Raw genomic sequence first — 17,300 nt, 5'->3', positions numbered from 1 at the left:
GGATGGAGACGTTATTATGTTACCTGTTTCTGACGACTCGAGTATCCACCGTGTCCCGATTCCTAGCTCTGTTTGTCGCTTTCATCGCATTTTCTGCCCAGGCCGATGTGCGTGTGCTCACCAGTATCAAGCCCCTGCAGCAGATTGCCGCTGCCGTGCAGGATGGCGTTGGCAGCCCTGACGTGTTGCTGCCGCCAGGCGCCTCGCCGCACCACTATGCATTGCGCCCGTCCGATGTGCGGCGGGTGGGTGATGCCGACCTGCTGTACTGGATTGGCCCGGACATGGAAAACTTCCTGCCGCGGGTACTGGCGAACCGCAGCAAGGCCACGGTGGCTGTGCAGTCGCTTGAAGGCATGAAGCTGCGCCACTTCGGCGAGGACAGCCAGTCCCATGAGGAGGCGGATCACGATGACCATGACCACGATCACCGTCCAGGCAGCCTGGATGCGCACTTGTGGTTATCGTCGGTTAATGCGCGGGTAATTGCGGCTAAAATGGCGGCTGACCTGGCGCAGGTCGATCCGGCCAATGCGGCTCGCTACCAGAGCAACCTGAAGGCCTTCGATGAGCGGCTGGATGCGCTGGATGCACGTATCAAGGCGCGGGTGGCCGGTATTGCCGACAAGCCGTACTTCGTGTTCCACGAAGCGTTCGATTACTTCGAGGCTGAATATGGCTTGAAGCACACCGGGGTGTTCAGCGTGGCGTCCGAGGTGCAGCCTGGGGCGCAGCATGTGGCGTCCATGCGCAAGCGCCTGCAGGAAGTGGGTAAGACCTGTGTGTTCAGCGAGCCGCCACTGCGACCGCGCCTGGCCGAGACCCTGACTGCCGGGCTGCCGGTGCGCCTGGCCGAGCTGGATGCACTGGGCGGCACCGACCCGGTGGATGGCAAGGGTTACGAGCGCTTGCTGGAGAAGCTGGGTGGTGAGCTGGCGGGGTGCCTGGAACATCTGTAAGCCTGCACCGGCCCCTTCGCGGGTGAACCCGCTCCCACAGGGATAACACCGACTTCGAGGTTGTCGTTGTGCCTGTGGGTGAATGGGAACAGAGGTAAGCCTGCACCGGCCCCTTCGCGGGTGAACCCGCTCCCACAGGGGATAACACTAACTTCGAGGTTGTCGTTGTGCCTGTGGGTGAATGGGAACAGATGTAAGCCTGCACCGGCCCCTTCGCGGGTGAACCCGCTCCCACAGGGATAACACCGACTTCGAGGTTGTCGTTGTGCCTGTGGGTGAGTGGGAACAGATGTAAGCCTGCGCCGGCCCCTTCGCGGGCATGCCCGCTCCCACAGGGACTACACAAACCTCAAGGTTGTCGTTGTACCTGTGGGAGCGGGTTTACCCGCGAAGAAGCAGACGCGGTCTAGAGGGCGAACGGCAGGTGCAAGGCCACTTGCTGGCGCTGAGCCAGGCGCACTTCGAACTCGCTCGGGTCATGGATCATCACATCCATCCCGGCAAACGACTCGGCCGCAATCAGGCGCGACAGCCAGAAGCGCACGCAGCCTACCCGCAACATTTCCGGCCACAGCTCGGCTTCGGCCGCCGTGAACGGCCGCAGCGCCGCATAGGCTGCCAGCAGTGCCTGGGCACGCGGTACATCCACCGCGCCCTTCTCATCCAGGCACCAGTCGTTCACGGTGATGGCGATGTCATACAGCATCGGCCCGGAGCAGGCGTTGTAGAAGTCGATCACGCCGGTGAGATGAGTGCCTTCGAACATCACGTTGTCGCGGAACAGGTCGGCATGCAGGTTGGCCCGTGGCAAGGCCAGTATCTGCGCCTTGTGCGCGGTGATTTCATCCAGCGCCGGCTGCAGCAGTGCGGCCTGTTCGGCAGTCAGGCGCGGCAACAGCTCGGCACCCGAGGCCAGCATCCAGTCCAGGCCACGGTCGGTGCGGCGCTCGATGATGTGCTCGCGGGTGGCCAGGTGAATGTGCGCCAGCAGCTCGCCGACTTGGGCGCAGTGCTGATTGTTGGGCGCCTTGATGTGCTTGCCCGACAGCCGTGGCTGCAGCAGCGCCGGCTTGCCGCACAACTCGCGCAAGCCATTGCCGTCGCGGTCACGAATGGCATAGGGCACAGGCATGTCGGCGTCGTGCAGGGTGTCGAGCAGTTCGATGAAGAACGGCATGTCCTCGCTGGGCCCGCGCTCGATCAGCGTCAGGACGAACTCCCCCTGTTCGAGGCTGACGAAGAAATTGCTGTTCTCGGTGCCGGCGGCAATGCCCTGGAAGTCGAGCAGACGGCCCAGCTCGTACGGTGCCAGAAAGGTTTCCAGCTCAGGCCGGGTCACGGGGGTGAAGACTGACATGATGAAAAATTGCCCATACGGGCACTTCCGCCGGGAAGTGCCGGGTTGATGTGAACGGTGCGCGTCAGATTACCACTCGAAGATCTTCCAGGACGGAATCAGCATGTCCGGCTGGTCGGATCGAATGAAATTGGCATCAGTGCCATCAGCGCGTACCAGAAAATAAGGCTTGCCGTTTTTCGGCGTAATCTTGATCGCATACAGGAACCCGTTCTGGCGGTACTCCTGGATGGTTTTGTCGCCTTCCGTGCGAATGGTCACCTCGGGATCGGCCGAGGGGGCGTCGTCCGCCGCCAGGGTGACGACAGGCGTGGTTGCCAACAGGCCGAGCAGTAACAGGCGATTGAGTGTGCGCATGATAACCTAGTCCCTTTGTCGTCAATGATTCTGGCTATTCTAGCGCCGGACCCGTCGAAAAGGTTGATTCTGCTCATGAGCCAAGCCCCCCTCGTCCTGGTGGACGGTTCCTCCTACCTGTACCGCGCCTTTCACGCACTGCCGCCGCTGACCACGTCCAAGGGCATGCCGACCGGTGCGGTGAAGGGTGTGTTGAACATGCTCAAGAGCCTGCGCAAACAGTACCCCGACAGCCTCTTCGCGGTGGTGTTCGACGCCAAGGGCGGCACCTTCCGCGATGCCATGTTCGCCGAGTACAAGGCCAACCGCCCAAGCATGCCTGACGACCTGCGAGTGCAGGTCGAGCCGCTGCATGCCAGCGTGAGGGCACTTGGCTACCCGCTGCTGTGCGTCGAGGGTGTCGAAGCCGACGACGTGATCGGCACCCTGGCGCGCAGCAGCGCCGCCCAGGGCCGCCCGGTGATCATCTCGACCGGCGACAAGGACATGGCCCAGCTGGTGGACGGGCACATTACCCTGGTCAACACCATGACCGGTAGCGTGCTGGATGTGGCTGGCGTGCACGAGAAATTTGGCGTCGGACCGGAACATATCATCGACTTCCTGGCACTGATGGGTGACAAGGTCGACAACATCCCAGGTGTACCCGGCGTTGGCGAAAAAACCGCGGTGGGCCTGCTGACCGGTATCGGCGGTGGCCTCAGCGACCTTTACGCCAACCTGGACAAGGTGCCGGCGCTGGCCATTCGCGGCGCCAAGACCCTGCCGGCCAAGCTGGAGGAGCACCGCGACGCGGCGTTCCTGTCCTACGAACTGGCCACCATCAAGGTCGATGTGCCGCTGGATGTCGAGGTCGAGGCACTGGTGTGTGGCGAACCCGACCGCGATGCGCTGTTGGCGCTGTACACCGAGATGGAGTTCAAGAGCTGGATCGCCGATGTACAGCGCGATGCGGCCAAAGCCGGTGACGACATTGCGCCGGTCGCAGAGCCGGCGGCCAAGGTCGAGCCGAAGTACGAAACCATTCTTGACCAGGCCCGTTTCGACGCCTGGCTGGAAAAGCTGCGCCAGGCGCCGCTGTTCGCCTTCGATACCGAAACAACCGGCCTGGATGCCCAGAAGGCGCAGCTGGTTGGCCTGTCTTTCGCTGTCGCGCCCCATGAGGCGGCTTATGTGCCGTTGGCGCACGACTATGAAGGTGCGCCGGCCCAGTTGGACCGCGAGGCTGTATTGCTGGCACTGAAACCGCTGCTGGAAGACCCGGCCAAGGCCAAGGTCGGGCAGAACGCCAAGTACGACATCAATATCCTCGCCAACGGTTCGCCCGCCATCGAAATGCGCGGCGTGGCCTACGACACCATGCTCGAGTCGTACGTGCTGAATTCCACCGCCACCCGTCACGACATGGACAGCCTGGCGCAGAAGTACCTCGACCACGCCACCATTGCCTTCGAGGACATCGCCGGCAAAGGCGCCAAGCAGCTCACCTTCAACCAGATCCACCTGGACAAGGCCGGCCCTTACGCTGCCGAAGACGCCGACATCACATTGCGCTTGCACCAGGCGCTGCAGGCGCGCCTGGCGCAGACGCCGAGTGTGCTGCCGGTGCTGATGGACATCGAAATGCCGCTGGTGCCGGTGCTGGCCAAGATCGAGCGCCAGGGTGCGCTGGTCGATGCCGCACTGCTGCACGTACAGAGCGGTGAGCTGGGCGTGAAGATGGCCGAGCTGGAGCTGCGTGCCTACGAGCTGGCCGGTGAAGAATTCAACCTCGGCTCGCCCAAGCAGCTGGGTTCGATCCTTTACGACAAGCTGGGCATGCCGGTGCTGAGCAAGACCGCCAAGGGCCAGCCATCCACCGCCGAAGCCGTACTCGATGAACTGGCCTTGCTCGGCTACCCACTGCCTGAGGTACTGATGCAGTACCGCAGCCTGAGCAAGCTCAAGAGCACCTACACCGACAAGCTGCCGGGCCAGATCAACCCGCGCACCGGGCGAATCCACACCTCCTATCAGCAGGCAGTGGCAGCCACCGGCCGGTTGTCGTCGAGCGACCCGAACCTGCAGAACATCCCGATCCGTACCGCCGAAGGCCGGCGTATCCGCCAGGCGTTCATTGCCAGCCCGGGCTACAAACTGCTGGCGGCGGACTACTCGCAGATCGAGCTGCGCATCATGGCCCACCTGGCCAAGGACGAAGGCCTGCTGCACGCCTTCCGCAACGACCTGGACGTGCACCGGGCAACGGCGGCGGAAGTGTTCAGTGTTGCCCTGGAAGACGTCACCACCGACCAGCGCCGCAAGGCCAAGGCCATCAACTTCGGCCTGATCTACGGGATGAGCGCGTTTGGCCTGGCCAAGCAGATCGGCGTCGACCGCAAGCAGTCGCAGGATTACATCGACCGCTACTTCGCCCGCTACCCGGGCGTGCTGGCCTACATGGAGCGCACCCGCGCACAGGCCGCCGAGCAAGGCTTTGTCGAAACCCTGTTCGGCCGCCGGCTGTACCTGCCAGACATCAACGCCAAGAACCCGGCCCTGCGCAAAGGCGCCGAGCGTACGGCGATCAACGCGCCGATGCAGGGCACTGCAGCCGACATCATCAAGCGGGCCATGGTCAATGTGGATAACTGGCTGAGCGAGAGCGGGCTGGATGCCCGGGTGATCCTGCAGGTTCACGACGAACTGGTGCTGGAGGTGCGTGAGGACCTGGTTCAGCAGGTGAAAGATGAAATTCGCCAGCACATGAGCCAGGCCGCACAACTGGATGTGCCGCTGCTGGTGGAGGCAGGAATTGGCGCAAATTGGGACGAAGCTCACTGATTGAGCGGGGAAAGCTGTGTAGGATCTGCGGCGTAGTGACGCGGATCCTGGCACTGCTCAGTGCCGTTGGTGCTGAAGTTTCATGAAACTATCGCAAATAGTTTTCAGGGCTTCGGAACTAAACCGGTGAAGCGGAACTCAGAGTAACTGAATGGCTGGTGAAGCCCTTCGATGCTCCTATGTTGTGTTAAGTGTTGGCAGATATCTGGACCCCGCCCTAGCGGTCCGGACTTGGACCCCGAACTTCCCCCTCCCCATACGAAGTCCGGGGTTTTTTTTGCCCGCAATTTGACAGGCAGCCGCTGCTGCTCCCCATTGTAGGAGCAGCCTTGTGCTGCGAAAGGGCCGGTATGGACAACAGATTTCTACAGCCTGTACTGGCCTCTTCGCAGCACAAGGCTGCTCCTACAGGGATCTGCGCAGGCCTTCAGGCCACTGGCTTGTCTTCCAGCTCCATCCAGCCCGCCAGCACGCGGTAGGCGTCTTCCACGCCCAGGCGCTTGGGCGCCGAGAACAGCTGGATGGTCACGCCATCACCCCAGCCCTTGCGGATTTCCGACTGCACTTTCAGCAAGGTGTTCTTGCCCGCGCCGTGGGTCAGCTTGTCGGCCTTGGTCAGCAGGATGTGCATGGGCATGCGGCTGGCTTTGGCCCAGTCGAGCATCATCTTGTCGAAGTCGGTCATCGGGTGGCGCACGTCCATCATCAGGATCACGCCGCGCAGGCACTCACGGCTGCCCAGGTAGGCTTCCAGGTGTTTCTGCCAGTGCTGCTTGAGCGGGATCGGCACTTTCGCATAACCGTAGCCCGGCAGGTCGACCAAACGCCGTTCATCGTCCAGACTGAAGAAATTCAACAGCTGGGTGCGCCCCGGGGTTTTCGAGGTACGCGCCAGGCTGGCATGGGTCAGGGTGTTGAGGGCGCTGGATTTGCCGGCGTTGGAGCGGCCGGCAAAAGCCACCTCGTAACCCTGGTCTTCCGGACATTGTTCGACCTTGGCAGCGCTGAGGGCGAATGTGGCTTTCTGGCAGAGGCCGAGGATGGGGTTCTTGACTTGCATGGGATATCCGATGTGGGTGTTGCCTGACTCTGAAGGCCCGAGCCTGGCAAGCGGTGTCGTTTCCGTTTGGATGGCGGAAGTATATAATGCCCCAGTTTTTGTGTGCTCATTCTCCCAGCGAAGGGGAACGGGCATGGGGTGTCGAACAATAGCTCGCGCATCAGAACGCAGCGCGGCCCCCAACCCTGAAGGTCGTTCCGCATGGCGAAATGGCTGCTTGCTGTCGGTATGTTCCTGCCGGTTTTCAGCGCACAGGCTACACAGGATCCCGAGGTGTTGTACAACCGCACGTGTGCGGCCTGTCACACCGGGCAGTTGCCACAGGCACCCAGACAAGGTGACCGGGCAGCATGGGAGCCAAGGCTGGCGCAAGGCATGGATGTACTGGTGAAGCACGTGACCCAGGGTTTCAAGGCTATGCCGCCGCGTGGATTGTGCATGGACTGCAGTGCCGAGGACTACCGTTTGGTCATCCTTTGGATGAGCGGCAGTCCCGATACATAACATTTCACCCTTAGCCGTGTTGGATTAGCTGATGAACAAACTAGTCGTGAGTCTGCTGTTGACCCTGGGTGTCGCAGGTGCGGCCACTGCTGCGCAAACTGTCAAAGGCGATGCCGCCGCCGGTCAGGCCAAGACGGCCGTGTGTGGCGCCTGCCACAACCCCGACGGCAATAGCCTGGCACCAAACTTCCCGAAACTGGCCGGCCAGGGCCAGCGTTACCTCGAAAAACAACTGCACGATATCAAGTCGGGCAAGCGTACCGTGCTGGAGATGACCGGCATGCTGGCCCCGTTCAGCGACCAGGACCTGGCCGATATCGCCGCCTACTTCTCCAGCCAGAAAGGCAGCGTGGGCGCCGCCGACCCCAAGCTGGTCGAACGTGGCCGTTCGCTGTTCAATGGCGGCGACCTGGAGAAAGGCATGCCTGCCTGCACCGGTTGCCACTCCCCCAACGGCGCAGGCATTGCTTTGGCCGGCTTCCCGCACCTGAGCGGCCAGCACTCGCAGTACGTGACCAAGCAGCTCACGGACTTCCGCGAAGGCAACCGCACCAACGATGGCGATGCCATGACCATGCGCACCATCGCCGGCAAGCTGAGCAACCACGACATCGAGGCGTTGGCCAGCTACATCCAGGGCCTGCATTAACGTGTAGGAGCGGCCTTGCGTCGCGATGGGCCGCAAAGCGGCCCCAGTATCCCGGCAGCGCTGCATTAACCTTCAGTTAATGTTGCAAGCCAATGATGAAAGGGCGGCCGGGCCGCCCTTTTTTCAGTCCGCAGCCGTTACACTACAGAACTCGAACCCTTCCCGGCCTGTCTCAGTGCAGGTCGTGTCGTGGCGACCAATGACTGCTCAGGAGTAAAGCATGCGTAAACTGATTCTCAGCGCCGCGCTGGTGGCTGCCAGCGTATTCGGTATGACTGCCGTCCAGGCTGCGGAGCCTGTTGCCGGCAAGCAATACCTCGAGCTGAGCAACCCTGTTCAGGTTTCCGTACCTGGCAAGATCGAAGTGGTCGAGCTGTTCTGGTACGGCTGCCCACATTGCTACCACTTCGAGCCGGTCATCAACCCATGGGTTGAAAAACTGCCACAGGATGTCAACTTCAAGCGTGTACCGGCCATGTTCGGCGGCCCATGGGACGCACACGGCCAGATGTTCCTGACCCTCGAAGCCATGGGCGTCGAGCACAAGGTACACGCGGCAGTGTTCGATGCCATCCAGAACCAGCACAAGCGCCTGACCGACCCGAAAGACATGGCTGACTTCCTCGCCACCCAGGGCGTGGACAAGGACAAGTTCCTCGCCACCTTCAACTCGTTCGCCATCAAGGGCCAGGTCAACCAGGCCAAGGAACTGGCGAAGAAGTACGAAATCACCGGCGTACCGAGCATGGTCGTCAACGGCAAGTACCGCTTCGACCTGGGTACCGCTGGCGGGCCGGAGGGCGTGCTGGACGTCGCCGACCAACTGATCGCCAAGGAGCGCGCCGCCAAGTAGGCGGCGTAACCCATGCCCCGCTTCAGAACCACGCGTGGCATTGGCCTGCACCAGCCGCAGGTCAACGAGCATCACCTGCAGGCCTCTGGCCTGCCCGAGGATGGTCGCCTGCGGCTGCTCAGTTTCAACATTCAGGTCGGCATCAGCACCGAGCGCTACCGGCATTACCTGACCCGCAGTTGGCAGCACTTGCTGCCACACAACGGGCGTGCCGGCAACTTGCAGAAGATCGGTGAATTGCTGGCCGACTTCGACCTGGTGGCCTTGCAGGAAGCCGACGGTGGCAGCCTGCGCTCAGGCTATGTAAACCAGGTCGAGCACCTGGCTCACCTGGGGGCCTTCCCCTACTGGTACCAGCAACTCAACCGCAACCTCGGGCGTTTTGCCCAGCACAGCAATGGCGTACTTAGCCGCCTGAAGCCGCAAGCACTCGAAGACCACCCGCTGCCCGGCCCGGCCGGCCGTGGGGCGATCCTGGTGCGTTTTGGCGAAGGCGAAGATGCGCTGATCGTGGTGATGATGCACCTGGCGCTTGGCGCCAAGACCCGCGCCCTGCAACTGGGCTACATCCGCGAGCTGATTGGCGGTTACCGTCACCAGGTGCTGATGGGCGACATGAACACCCATGCCACCGACCTGCTGGAGCACTCGCCGCTGCGCGACCTGGGCCTGATCGCCCCGCAAGTCGAGGCGACTTTCCCAAGCTGGCGCCCCCAGCGTTGTCTGGACCACATCTTGCTCAGCCCAAGCCTCACGCTTGAGCGTGTCGAGGTGCTGGCGCGGCCAATTTCCGACCACCTTCCCGTTGCTGTCGAGATTCGATTGCCTGATGCATTGACTGTGGATACGCTGCCGGTCTTGAGCTAATTGCCATCACCGTTTGCGGACCCCGGCATGACTGAAGACGCTGAGCGCTGGAAAGAAAAATACCTTAAAAGCATCGAGCAGCAAGAAAAGCTCGAGCGCCGCTGGGACGCCCGTCTCGACCTGCTGCGTCGCGGTCTGGTGCGCAGCACCCTGGCTGCCGAAGGCAGTGACAAGGTGGTGGACGCGTGCATGAAGGAAATGCGCGAGGTTATCCGCAGCGACAACATGGACGCCGGCCTCGCCGGGTTGATTCCGCGCCTTGAAAAAGCGGTGCTGGACTCCGAGCAGCGCCGGGAAACCCGCATGAACCAGGTCAGCGATGCGCTGACCGCGCTGGTCGGCCAACTGCAAGGCTTGCCGCTGCCCAGCGATATCTCGCGGCCGTTGAAAAAGCTGGCGAAGAAACTCGATGGTGGCGTTGCCCAGTCCCGCGACCTGCCGCCGCTGCTGGGCGAGCTGAGCGGCTTGCAGGGCCTTGCACTGTCGGCCCTGGGCAAACCGGGGGACGAAGCCCGGCCTGGCTTTTTGCAACGCTTGTTCGGCAGCCGTGAGGATGACCCACAGGACGAGCCCATGCCTGCGCCGGTACCTGTTGCTGAGGCGCCTCCAGCTGCCAAGGGCAGTATCGAAGCCCCGCAGCCTGACGATGTGGATGCGCTGCAACCGCTTTCAGCCCCTGCCGCCAAAACGGTCGAAGTGCCTCAACCGGAGCTGGAGGTTACTGGCCCGGCGCTGATCGAAACTAATGAGACACCCACTGCCAAGCTGCCACTGCAGGATGAAGCGCCTGAGCCGGATGTGGCCGTCAGCGAACCTCTGGCACAAGCACAACCGGCACCCACGCTTGAAGAAACCTTCGGCGAAGACGGCCCCTATGCGCTGCCCTACGCGGTAGAGCCGCCCTACAGCCAGGTTGCTGCGCACATCGAAAAGACCCTGATCGGCCTGCTTGATGACCTGAGCCTGCCCGAGCGGCACAAGGCCCAGGCGCTGGAAATGCGCGAGCGAGTCGCCCGTGGCCTGAACTGGTATGAACTGATCCCGGTGCTGGATGACCTCGCCGTGCTCATGCTGGCGATCACCGACAGTGGCCAGCACGAATTCGAAACCTACCTCCAGCAGCTCAATGAGCGCCTCGAAGGTTTCCAGAGCCACCTGCACGAGGCCAGCGCAGGCCATGCGGACAACAGCTCCGCCGCTCGCGAGCTGGATACCCAGTTGCGCGAGCATGTCGATGGGTTGCAAAGCAGTGTGCAGGGCGCGGCCGACGTCGATAGCCTCAAGCACATCCTGGAAAACCGCCTGGAAGGCCTTCTGGTCACCATGGACGAGCACAAGCACGAGCGGGACCGCCGCGAGCAAGAGCTGGCGGGGCGCCTGCAAGGGCTGTCGGAACGGGTGGCGAACATGGAGCACGAAGCGCTCGGTTACCGCGAGCACCTGGAAGAGCAACGCCAGAAAGCCCTGCTCGACCCCCTAACCGGTCTGCCCAACCGCGCGGCCTGGAGCGAGCGGGTCGAGCGCGAAATAATCGAATGGCAGGAGAATGGCGGCCATCTGGCCATGGCGATCCTCGACCTGGATCATTTCAAGCGCATCAACGACAGTTATGGGCATCTGGCCGGGGACAAGGTGTTGAAGATTGTCGCCGACCAGTTGCGCAAGCGCCTGCGGGGCCGTGACTTCATCGCCCGTTTCGGCGGCGAGGAATTCGTCCTGCTGCTGCCACAGACATCGCCGGCCGCCGCTGCCAAAGTGGCGGAAACAATGCGCGCCACGGTGGAAGCCTGCCCGTTCCACTTCAAGGGCGAGCGGGTGGTGATCACCACCTCCATCGGCCTGGGTGCGTTCCGCTCCGGCGAGCGCGGCGACCAGGTGCTCAAGCGCGCCGATGCGGCGCTGTACCGGGCCAAGGAGCAGGGGCGCAACCGCGTCGAGCAGGGCTAGCCTTAAACACTGACCCACGGTAAGCGCGGCCATGGGGAGCACGTTATACTGTAGCGCTCATTCGCTGAGGCCACTGACGTGCTTTCCACGCTGAAAAAAACGCTGATTTCCTTTTTGCTGTTGTCTGTCGCCGGTTGCTCGACGGGCCTGCGCATCGACCGCAGCCACCCCTCGGCCAACCAGGACAACCGTATCCAGTTCGTTGTCCTGCATTACACCAATGCTTCGCTGGAGCGCTCGCTCGCGTTGCTCACCCATGGTGAGGTCAGCAGCCATTACCTGATCGGCGACGGCCCGGCGACGGTGTATCAACTGGTGGATGAAAACCGCCGTGCCTGGCATGCCGGTGACAGCCAGTGGCAGGGGCGCACCTGGCTGAACTCCTCGTCCATTGGTATCGAGATCGTCAACCCAGGGTTCACCGACACACCGAATGGCCGGGTCTGGCACCCTTACAGCGAAGCGCAGGTGCAATCGCTGATCGCGCTGCTCAAGGACATCGTCAAACGCAACAACATCGAGCCGCGGCACATCATTGGCCACAGCGATATCGCTCCGTTGCGCAAGCTGGACCCGGGGCCGCTGTTCCCGTGGAAGCGCCTGGCCGATGCCGGGCTGGGTATCTGGCCGGATGCCAACGCTGTGGCGCGGCAGCAGGCCTACTTCAGCGTCAACCCGCCGGGCATTGGCTGGTACCAGCAGGAGCTGGCGCGGTTTGGTTATCAAATCGAGCAGACTGGGGTGCTGGATGTGGCCACCCGGCATGTGATTGCCGCGTTCCAGATGCGCTTCCGCCCGCAGCGCTTCGACGGCATGCCGGATGCGCAGACGGCAGCGATGCTGCAGGTGCTCAACCGCATGCGCTGAGCCCTGCAGGAGCGGCCTTGTGTCGCGAAAGGGCCGCTCCTACAAGGGCCTGCGTAAACTTCGGATAAGCGCCAAACGGTGAAGGTGATTCTCAATTCAGTTGCTATACCTTAGTTATCAACTGGATGCCTTTGATGTCAGCCATCATCACCCTGCTGCGCCAAATTTTTTACCGTCCCTGGATGCTGGCCACCTTGGCAGCGCTGGCCAGCGCCGCCCTGTTGCTCTCTGCCAGCATAGGCATAGCACTGCAACAGATGAAACAAAGCGAGAGCGAACAGATGAACGCCCAGGGCGAGCGTTTTCTCGACCGCCTCGAGCAAGTGTTTGGCCAGTTGCGTGAAGGGGTGGACCTGTTGCAGGCGCAGCCCTTGCGTGGTTGTAGTCCGGCAATGCAGGCGGCGCTGCAGCAGGTCGGCCTGAGTTCGCGGTTCATTTATGAAGCAGCTTATGTGGATGGCAATGTCGCCTGCTCCAACCGTGGCGATGAGCGGGCGTTCGAACCTTTGCGGGCACCCGATATCCAGGGGCCGACCTACAGCTACTGGTTGAACACCACCACCGAACCGAACGAGAACCTGGCTGCACTGATGTTGGGCCGGGGCAAGTTCGTGGTCTCCACCTCGCGCGGGCACCTGACCGATGTGGTCGACCTGCCCCCGGGCGGCAGCCTGGTGGTGGTGCTGGATAACGGCGCCCGGGCCATACCGGTGCTCGGCCCGCCTCAGGTATGGCCACCGCCCTCCGCATGGTCGAACAGCCACAAGTCACTGCTGGAACTCAGTGACCGGCTGATCTACCGAATGCCGACCAAGTCGCCGGATTACCAGCTTGTGCTGATAGCGCCCAGGGCGAGCCTGCCGCTGAGGATGAACGGCATGCTCTGGTTGCTGTTCCCCGGTAGCGTGCTGGCAGCCTGCTGCATCGGTTGGCTGGTGCTCCAGCTGATCCTGCAACGACGGTCGATGAGCTCGGAGTTGCAGCATGCCTTACGGCGTGGCGAGCTACAGGTGCTTTATCAGCCAATCATCGAGCTCGACAGCCGGCGTTGCGTGGGTGCCGAGGCCCTGGTGCGCTGGCGTCGCCCGGACGGCACCCTGACCAGCCCGGACCTGTTCATTCCGCTGGCGGAGAACACCGGGCAGATTCGCCAGATCACCGATTTTGTCCTGCAACGTGTGCTTGAACAGCTAGGGCAGCTACTGCGCTCGCACCCCAAACTGTACATATCGATAAACCTGGCGGCATGCGATGTGATGGTGCCACGCATTGGCCGGGTGGCGGCGCGCCTGTTGGCCTTGCATCGCGTGGCGCCCAGCCAGATAGCCTTCGAGGTGACCGAGCGTGGGCTGATCGACGTGGTGGTAGCCCGCGACAACCTGCAGGCGCTTCGCGCCGTGGGGCATCAGGTGCTGATTGATGATTTTGGTACCGGTTATTGCAGCCTGGCCTACCTGCAGACCTTGCCGGTGGACTGCCTGAAAATCGACAAGGCGTTCATTGATGCCTTGGGCCACGATGCCGCCAGCAGCGGCGTTGCCCCGCATATCATCCGCATGGCCCATGACCTGCACCTGCGGGTGATAGCCGAAGGTATCGAGTTCGAGGACCAAGCGGTGCTGCTGAACAGCGAAGGGGTCAACTATGGCCAAGGCTGGCTATTTGCCCGGCCTCTGAACGCTCGGCAATTTGCCGAGCTGGTCACCCGCGGGCACTTGCCGCGACGGGTTGACCACTGAGTGATTCCGGCCCGGCGATGAGGTCGGTGCAGGCGAAACTCAAACGGGCAACGCCATGTAGAACTGCGTGCCCTCCCCCGGGCGGGAAAACACACCCATGCGCCCGCCATGCAACTGCACGATCTCCTTGCACAACGCCAGCCCCAGCCCAGCGCCGCCTTTCTTGCGGCCTACTTGCACGAAGGGCTCGAAGATGCGCCCTTGCTGCCCATAGGCAATGCCCTCACCGTTGTCCTCGACGCTGATGATGACCCGCTCCGCATGCCGCCGGGCATGCAGACGGATACGCCCGCCATTGGCGGTATGGCGGATGGCGTTGTGCAGCAGGTTGTCCAGCACCCGGTCCAGCTGGGCGGCATCGGCCTGAAGGCGTGGCAGCGGCAGTTCCAGTTCCTTGATCAACTCGATCTGCTTGTGTGCTGCCTGCTCGGCAAAGCGCAGTTGCGCCCGCTCCAGCAGTTCGTCCAGGGCGCAGGGGGCCAGGTCGAGTTTCTGCAGCCCGCTCTGGTAGCGCGAGAAGTTGAGCAGGTCGTTGATCAGCTGGGTCAGGCGCTGCATTTCTTCGCCGATGGTTTCCAGCAGGTCGTTCTCACGGGCCTCGGGCGGGAACTTGACCCGCTCGCGCAGCAGGCCGAAGGCCATGTGCATGCCCGTCACCGGCGTGCGCAGTTCGTGGGAGGCGCGCAGCACGAATTCGCTGCGCACCCGCTCGAAGGCCCTTTGCTCGGTTACGTCGTGCAGCACCATCACTGCGCCAAGGATCGGCCCTTGCGGGTGGCTGACGGGGGTCAGGCTGTAGGTGAGCAGGCGTGATTCTTCATCAACCTCCATGTTCAGGTCGTCAGGTGGGCGGTCCAGGCTGCCGCCGCGCAGCACCTGGCGCAGCTGTTGCTCAAGCTCGGGGCGTTGCAGGGCTTCGGCCAGGCTGCTGCCCACGCGGCCGTCGTTCCAGCCCAGCTGGCGCTGCGCCACCGGGTTGAGGTGCTCGAGACGGCCCTGGCGGTCGATGATCAGCAAGCCGTCGTCGATGCTGTCGAGCACGGCCTGCAGCCGCTGCTGGCCGGCGAGCAGCTCGTCCACGTTAGTGGCCTGGTGCTTGCGCAAGGCATCGGCCATCAGCCCGAAGCGGCGGGTCAGCTGGTTGAGCTCGGAAGCCTGAGTGACCGGCAAGGTGACGTCGAAGTTGCCTTTGCCCAGCTGGTCGGCCGCCTTGGCCAGGGCTTCGATCGGCTGGCCGAAACGCCGGGCGATGTTGTGCGCGGTTATAAAGCCCAGTACCAGCACCACCAGGCCCATCAGGCCGAGGACACCACTGACCAGCAAGGCGCGGTCACGGGTGCGTTCCTCGCTACGGGTGATCAGGTCCAGTGCCTGCCTGTGGGAATCGATCAGGTCGCTGCGCACCTGGTTGAACGCGGCCCCCAGCGGCTCATCCACCCCCATGCTGCGAGCGGGTGCGGCGCTGTCGCGATATGCCTGGAGGAAGGCCTGGTAATTGCTACTGGCCTTGCTGAAACCGCTGCGCTCACCGCCTTGCTCCAGCCCTTGATTGAGCAAGGCCTGGAAGTTTTCCTGCAGCAGCCGCAGGCTTTCCGGGGCGGTATCTTCATCAAGAATCAGGGTCAGCTGTTCGCCCAGGTTCTGGCGCAACTTCAGCCCCACTTCCAGGGCATGGGTGGTCTCGCGCACCAGCTGCTGTTGCACGGTTGCCATCTGCAACACGCTGACCAGGCCCAGCAGCAGCCCAAGCAAGGCCACGGTCACGAGCGCCGAGATACTAAGGAAAAGCCGCGTGCGCAGCTTCATGGGTGGCCACTTCATAGGTTGTACTGCTTGCGTTTGCGGTACAGGGTGGAGGCATCGATGCCCAAGGTCTTGGCGGCTTGGTCCAGGGTATCGCTGGCGGCCAGCACGGCGCCGATATGGGCGCGCTCCAGCTCATCCAGGCTCAGTGCGGCGCCCACGCGCGGGGCATTGCCGGCGGGTTGTTCGCCCATGCCCAGGTGGCTGATTTCCACACGCTCCTGCGGGCAGATGATGCTGGCCCGTTCCACCACGTTGCGCAGTTCGCGAATGTTGCCGGGCCAGCGGTAGTTGAGCAGGGCCGAGCGCGCCTCGTCACTGAACCCGCGAGCGGGGCGGGAGTATTCCTTGACGAAGCGGGCAAGGAAACGGTCGGCCAGGGTAAGGATGTCCTCGCTGCGCTCGCGCAGGGGGGGCAGGTGCAGTGTGATGACGTTCAGGCGATACAGCAGGTCTTCACGGAAGCGGCTTTCGCGCACCATCTCTTCGAGGTTCAGGTTGGTGGCGGCCAGAATCCGCACATCGGCACGCCGGGTAACCGGGTCGCCGACGCGCTCGTATTCCTTGTCCTGGATGAAGCGCAGCAATTTGGGCTGCAAGGTCAGCGGGAAATCGCCGATCTCGTCAAGGAACAGCGTGCCACCGTCCGCCTGGCTGACTCGCCCCAGTGTGCTTTCGCTGGCGCCGGTGAAGGCGCCGCGGGTATGGCCGAACAGTTCGCTTTCCATCAACTCGGCGTTCAGCGACGGGCAGTTGATGGTCACGCAGGCTTTGCGTGCACGCTTGCTCCAGCCATGGATGGCCCGGGCCAGCTCGCCTTTACCGGTGCCGGACTCACCCAGGATGAGGATGTTGGCGTCGGTGGTGGCGACCTGGCGGGCGGTTTCCAATACCGCCATCATCGCCGGGCTATGGGAGTCGAGGCCGTCCTTGGGTTTGCGTACCTCACCTTCCAGTGCTTCCAGGCGCGCAGAAAGCTGGCGCACTTCCAGTTGCTTGGCGGTGGCCAGGCGCAACTGGTCTGGGCTGCACGGCTTGACCAGGTAGTCGGCAGCCCCGGCCTGGATCGCGTCTACCGCGGTATCGATTGCCGAGTGCGCGGTGACGATCACCACGCGCATCCACGGGGCCTGGATGCGCATCTGCGCCAGTACGTCCAGGCCGTTGTCCTCGCCCAGGCGCAAATCGAGGAAGCACAGGTCGAACACCTGGCGCTGCAGCAAGGTTTCGGCCTGGGCGGCGCTGTTGGCGGTGGCCACGCTGTAGCCCTCGTCTTCCAGGCAGTAGCGGAAGGTGCGCAGGATCGCGGACTCGTCATCCACCAGCAGAATGCGGCCTTGCTTGTCCTGGGCTGACTCCATTTCCTGTGCTCCTTAGGGATAGATCTTTATTTAGTGTGGGAAAAATCGGGCAAGTTGCATGGTCCATTCTGAAGGATTCTGTCCTTTGCATGCTAGCCAATGGCCAAACGATGCCTACAGACCGCGATTTTCCAATGATTTGCTTAGAGACATG

At 62.7% G+C, this 17,300-nt stretch carries 13 protein-coding genes and 1 pseudogene; 9 read left to right on the top strand and 5 right to left on the bottom strand.

Annotated features, from left to right (window positions below; genetic code table 11):
* The first annotated feature begins 2 nt into the window (after positions 1-2).
* Entirely contained in the window at positions 3-959 is a 957-nt protein-coding gene (locus tag ABI582_RS03720; RefSeq protein ID WP_442118446.1) for a zinc ABC transporter substrate-binding protein, read from the top strand.
* A gap of 406 nt (positions 960-1,365) precedes the next feature.
* Here ABI582_RS03720 and ABI582_RS03715 read toward each other — a convergent pair whose 3' ends face one another.
* Together ABI582_RS03715 and ABI582_RS03710 are read right to left on the bottom strand one after the other, a co-directional pair.
* The gene (locus tag ABI582_RS03715; RefSeq protein WP_174371204.1) at positions 1,366-2,316 is read right to left on the bottom strand and encodes a homoserine kinase; all 951 of its coding nucleotides are present in this window, start codon (positions 2,314-2,316) and stop codon (positions 1,366-1,368) included.
* A gap of 69 nt (positions 2,317-2,385) precedes the next feature.
* Positions 2,386-2,673, bottom strand: a complete 288-nt coding sequence (locus ABI582_RS03710) for a DUF2782 domain-containing protein (protein WP_003252997.1) — start codon at positions 2,671-2,673, stop codon at positions 2,386-2,388.
* Positions 2,674-2,748: 75 nt separating this feature from the next.
* Between ABI582_RS03710 and polA the strand changes: the two genes are divergently transcribed.
* The gene (polA, locus tag ABI582_RS03705) at positions 2,749-5,496 is read left to right on the top strand and encodes a DNA polymerase I (protein WP_442118445.1); all 2,748 of its coding nucleotides are present in this window, start codon (positions 2,749-2,751) and stop codon (positions 5,494-5,496) included.
* 427 nt (positions 5,497-5,923) lie between these two features.
* Here polA and yihA read toward each other — a convergent pair whose 3' ends face one another.
* Entirely contained in the window at positions 5,924-6,556 is a 633-nt protein-coding gene (gene yihA, locus ABI582_RS03700; protein ID WP_016497419.1) for a ribosome biogenesis GTP-binding protein YihA/YsxC, read from the bottom strand.
* A gap of 201 nt (positions 6,557-6,757) precedes the next feature.
* On the opposite strand from yihA, the gene ABI582_RS03695 reads away from it, so the two are divergent.
* The 7 genes and pseudogenes from ABI582_RS03695 (at position 6,758) to ABI582_RS03665 (ending at position 13,982) form a co-directional block, all read left to right on the top strand.
* Positions 6,758-7,060 carry a c-type cytochrome gene (locus ABI582_RS03695; RefSeq protein WP_016484276.1) on the top strand — a complete coding sequence of 101 codons (303 nt, stop codon included), beginning with the start codon at positions 6,758-6,760 and terminating at the stop codon, positions 7,058-7,060.
* 31 nt (positions 7,061-7,091) lie between these two features.
* Complete coding sequence (locus tag ABI582_RS03690; RefSeq protein WP_258654475.1) at positions 7,092-7,709, top strand: c-type cytochrome; 618 nt, start codon at positions 7,092-7,094, stop codon at positions 7,707-7,709.
* 220 nt (positions 7,710-7,929) lie between these two features.
* The gene (gene dsbA / locus ABI582_RS03685; RefSeq protein WP_019472439.1) at positions 7,930-8,562 is read left to right on the top strand and encodes a thiol:disulfide interchange protein DsbA; all 633 of its coding nucleotides are present in this window, start codon (positions 7,930-7,932) and stop codon (positions 8,560-8,562) included.
* Between the two features lie 34 nt (positions 8,563-8,596).
* Positions 8,597-9,429 (top strand): annotated as a pseudogene (locus ABI582_RS03680) (endonuclease/exonuclease/phosphatase family protein).
* A 27-nt stretch (positions 9,430-9,456) separates the two neighbouring features.
* The gene (locus ABI582_RS03675) at positions 9,457-11,376 is read left to right on the top strand and encodes a diguanylate cyclase (protein WP_442118444.1); all 1,920 of its coding nucleotides are present in this window, start codon (positions 9,457-9,459) and stop codon (positions 11,374-11,376) included.
* Positions 11,377-11,454: 78 nt separating this feature from the next.
* The gene (locus tag ABI582_RS03670) at positions 11,455-12,243 is read left to right on the top strand and encodes an N-acetylmuramoyl-L-alanine amidase (RefSeq protein WP_442118443.1); all 789 of its coding nucleotides are present in this window, start codon (positions 11,455-11,457) and stop codon (positions 12,241-12,243) included.
* A gap of 134 nt (positions 12,244-12,377) precedes the next feature.
* The gene (locus ABI582_RS03665) at positions 12,378-13,982 is read left to right on the top strand and encodes an EAL domain-containing protein (protein ID WP_442118442.1); all 1,605 of its coding nucleotides are present in this window, start codon (positions 12,378-12,380) and stop codon (positions 13,980-13,982) included.
* A 39-nt stretch (positions 13,983-14,021) separates the two neighbouring features.
* On the opposite strand, the gene ABI582_RS03660 is transcribed toward ABI582_RS03665, so the two are convergent.
* Together ABI582_RS03660 and algB are read right to left on the bottom strand one after the other, a co-directional pair.
* On the bottom strand, positions 14,022-15,803 hold the full coding sequence (locus ABI582_RS03660) for a KinB sensor domain-containing domain (RefSeq protein WP_442118441.1): 1,782 nt from the start codon (positions 15,801-15,803) through the stop codon (positions 14,022-14,024).
* On the bottom strand, positions 15,800-17,146 hold the full coding sequence (gene algB, locus ABI582_RS03655) for a sigma-54-dependent response regulator transcription factor AlgB (RefSeq protein WP_019472445.1): 1,347 nt from the start codon (positions 17,144-17,146) through the stop codon (positions 15,800-15,802). Before algB ends, ABI582_RS03660 begins: the two co-directional genes overlap by 4 nt.
* Between the last annotated feature and the right edge of the window lie 154 nt (positions 17,147-17,300).

Source organism: Pseudomonas sp. SAS7, from assembly GCF_052112345.1.
Taxonomy (GTDB): domain Bacteria; phylum Pseudomonadota; class Gammaproteobacteria; order Pseudomonadales; family Pseudomonadaceae; genus Aquipseudomonas; species Aquipseudomonas putida_Q.
The sequence above is the reverse complement of the archived record's forward strand: the minus strand, read 5'-3'. Positions and strand labels throughout refer to the sequence as shown.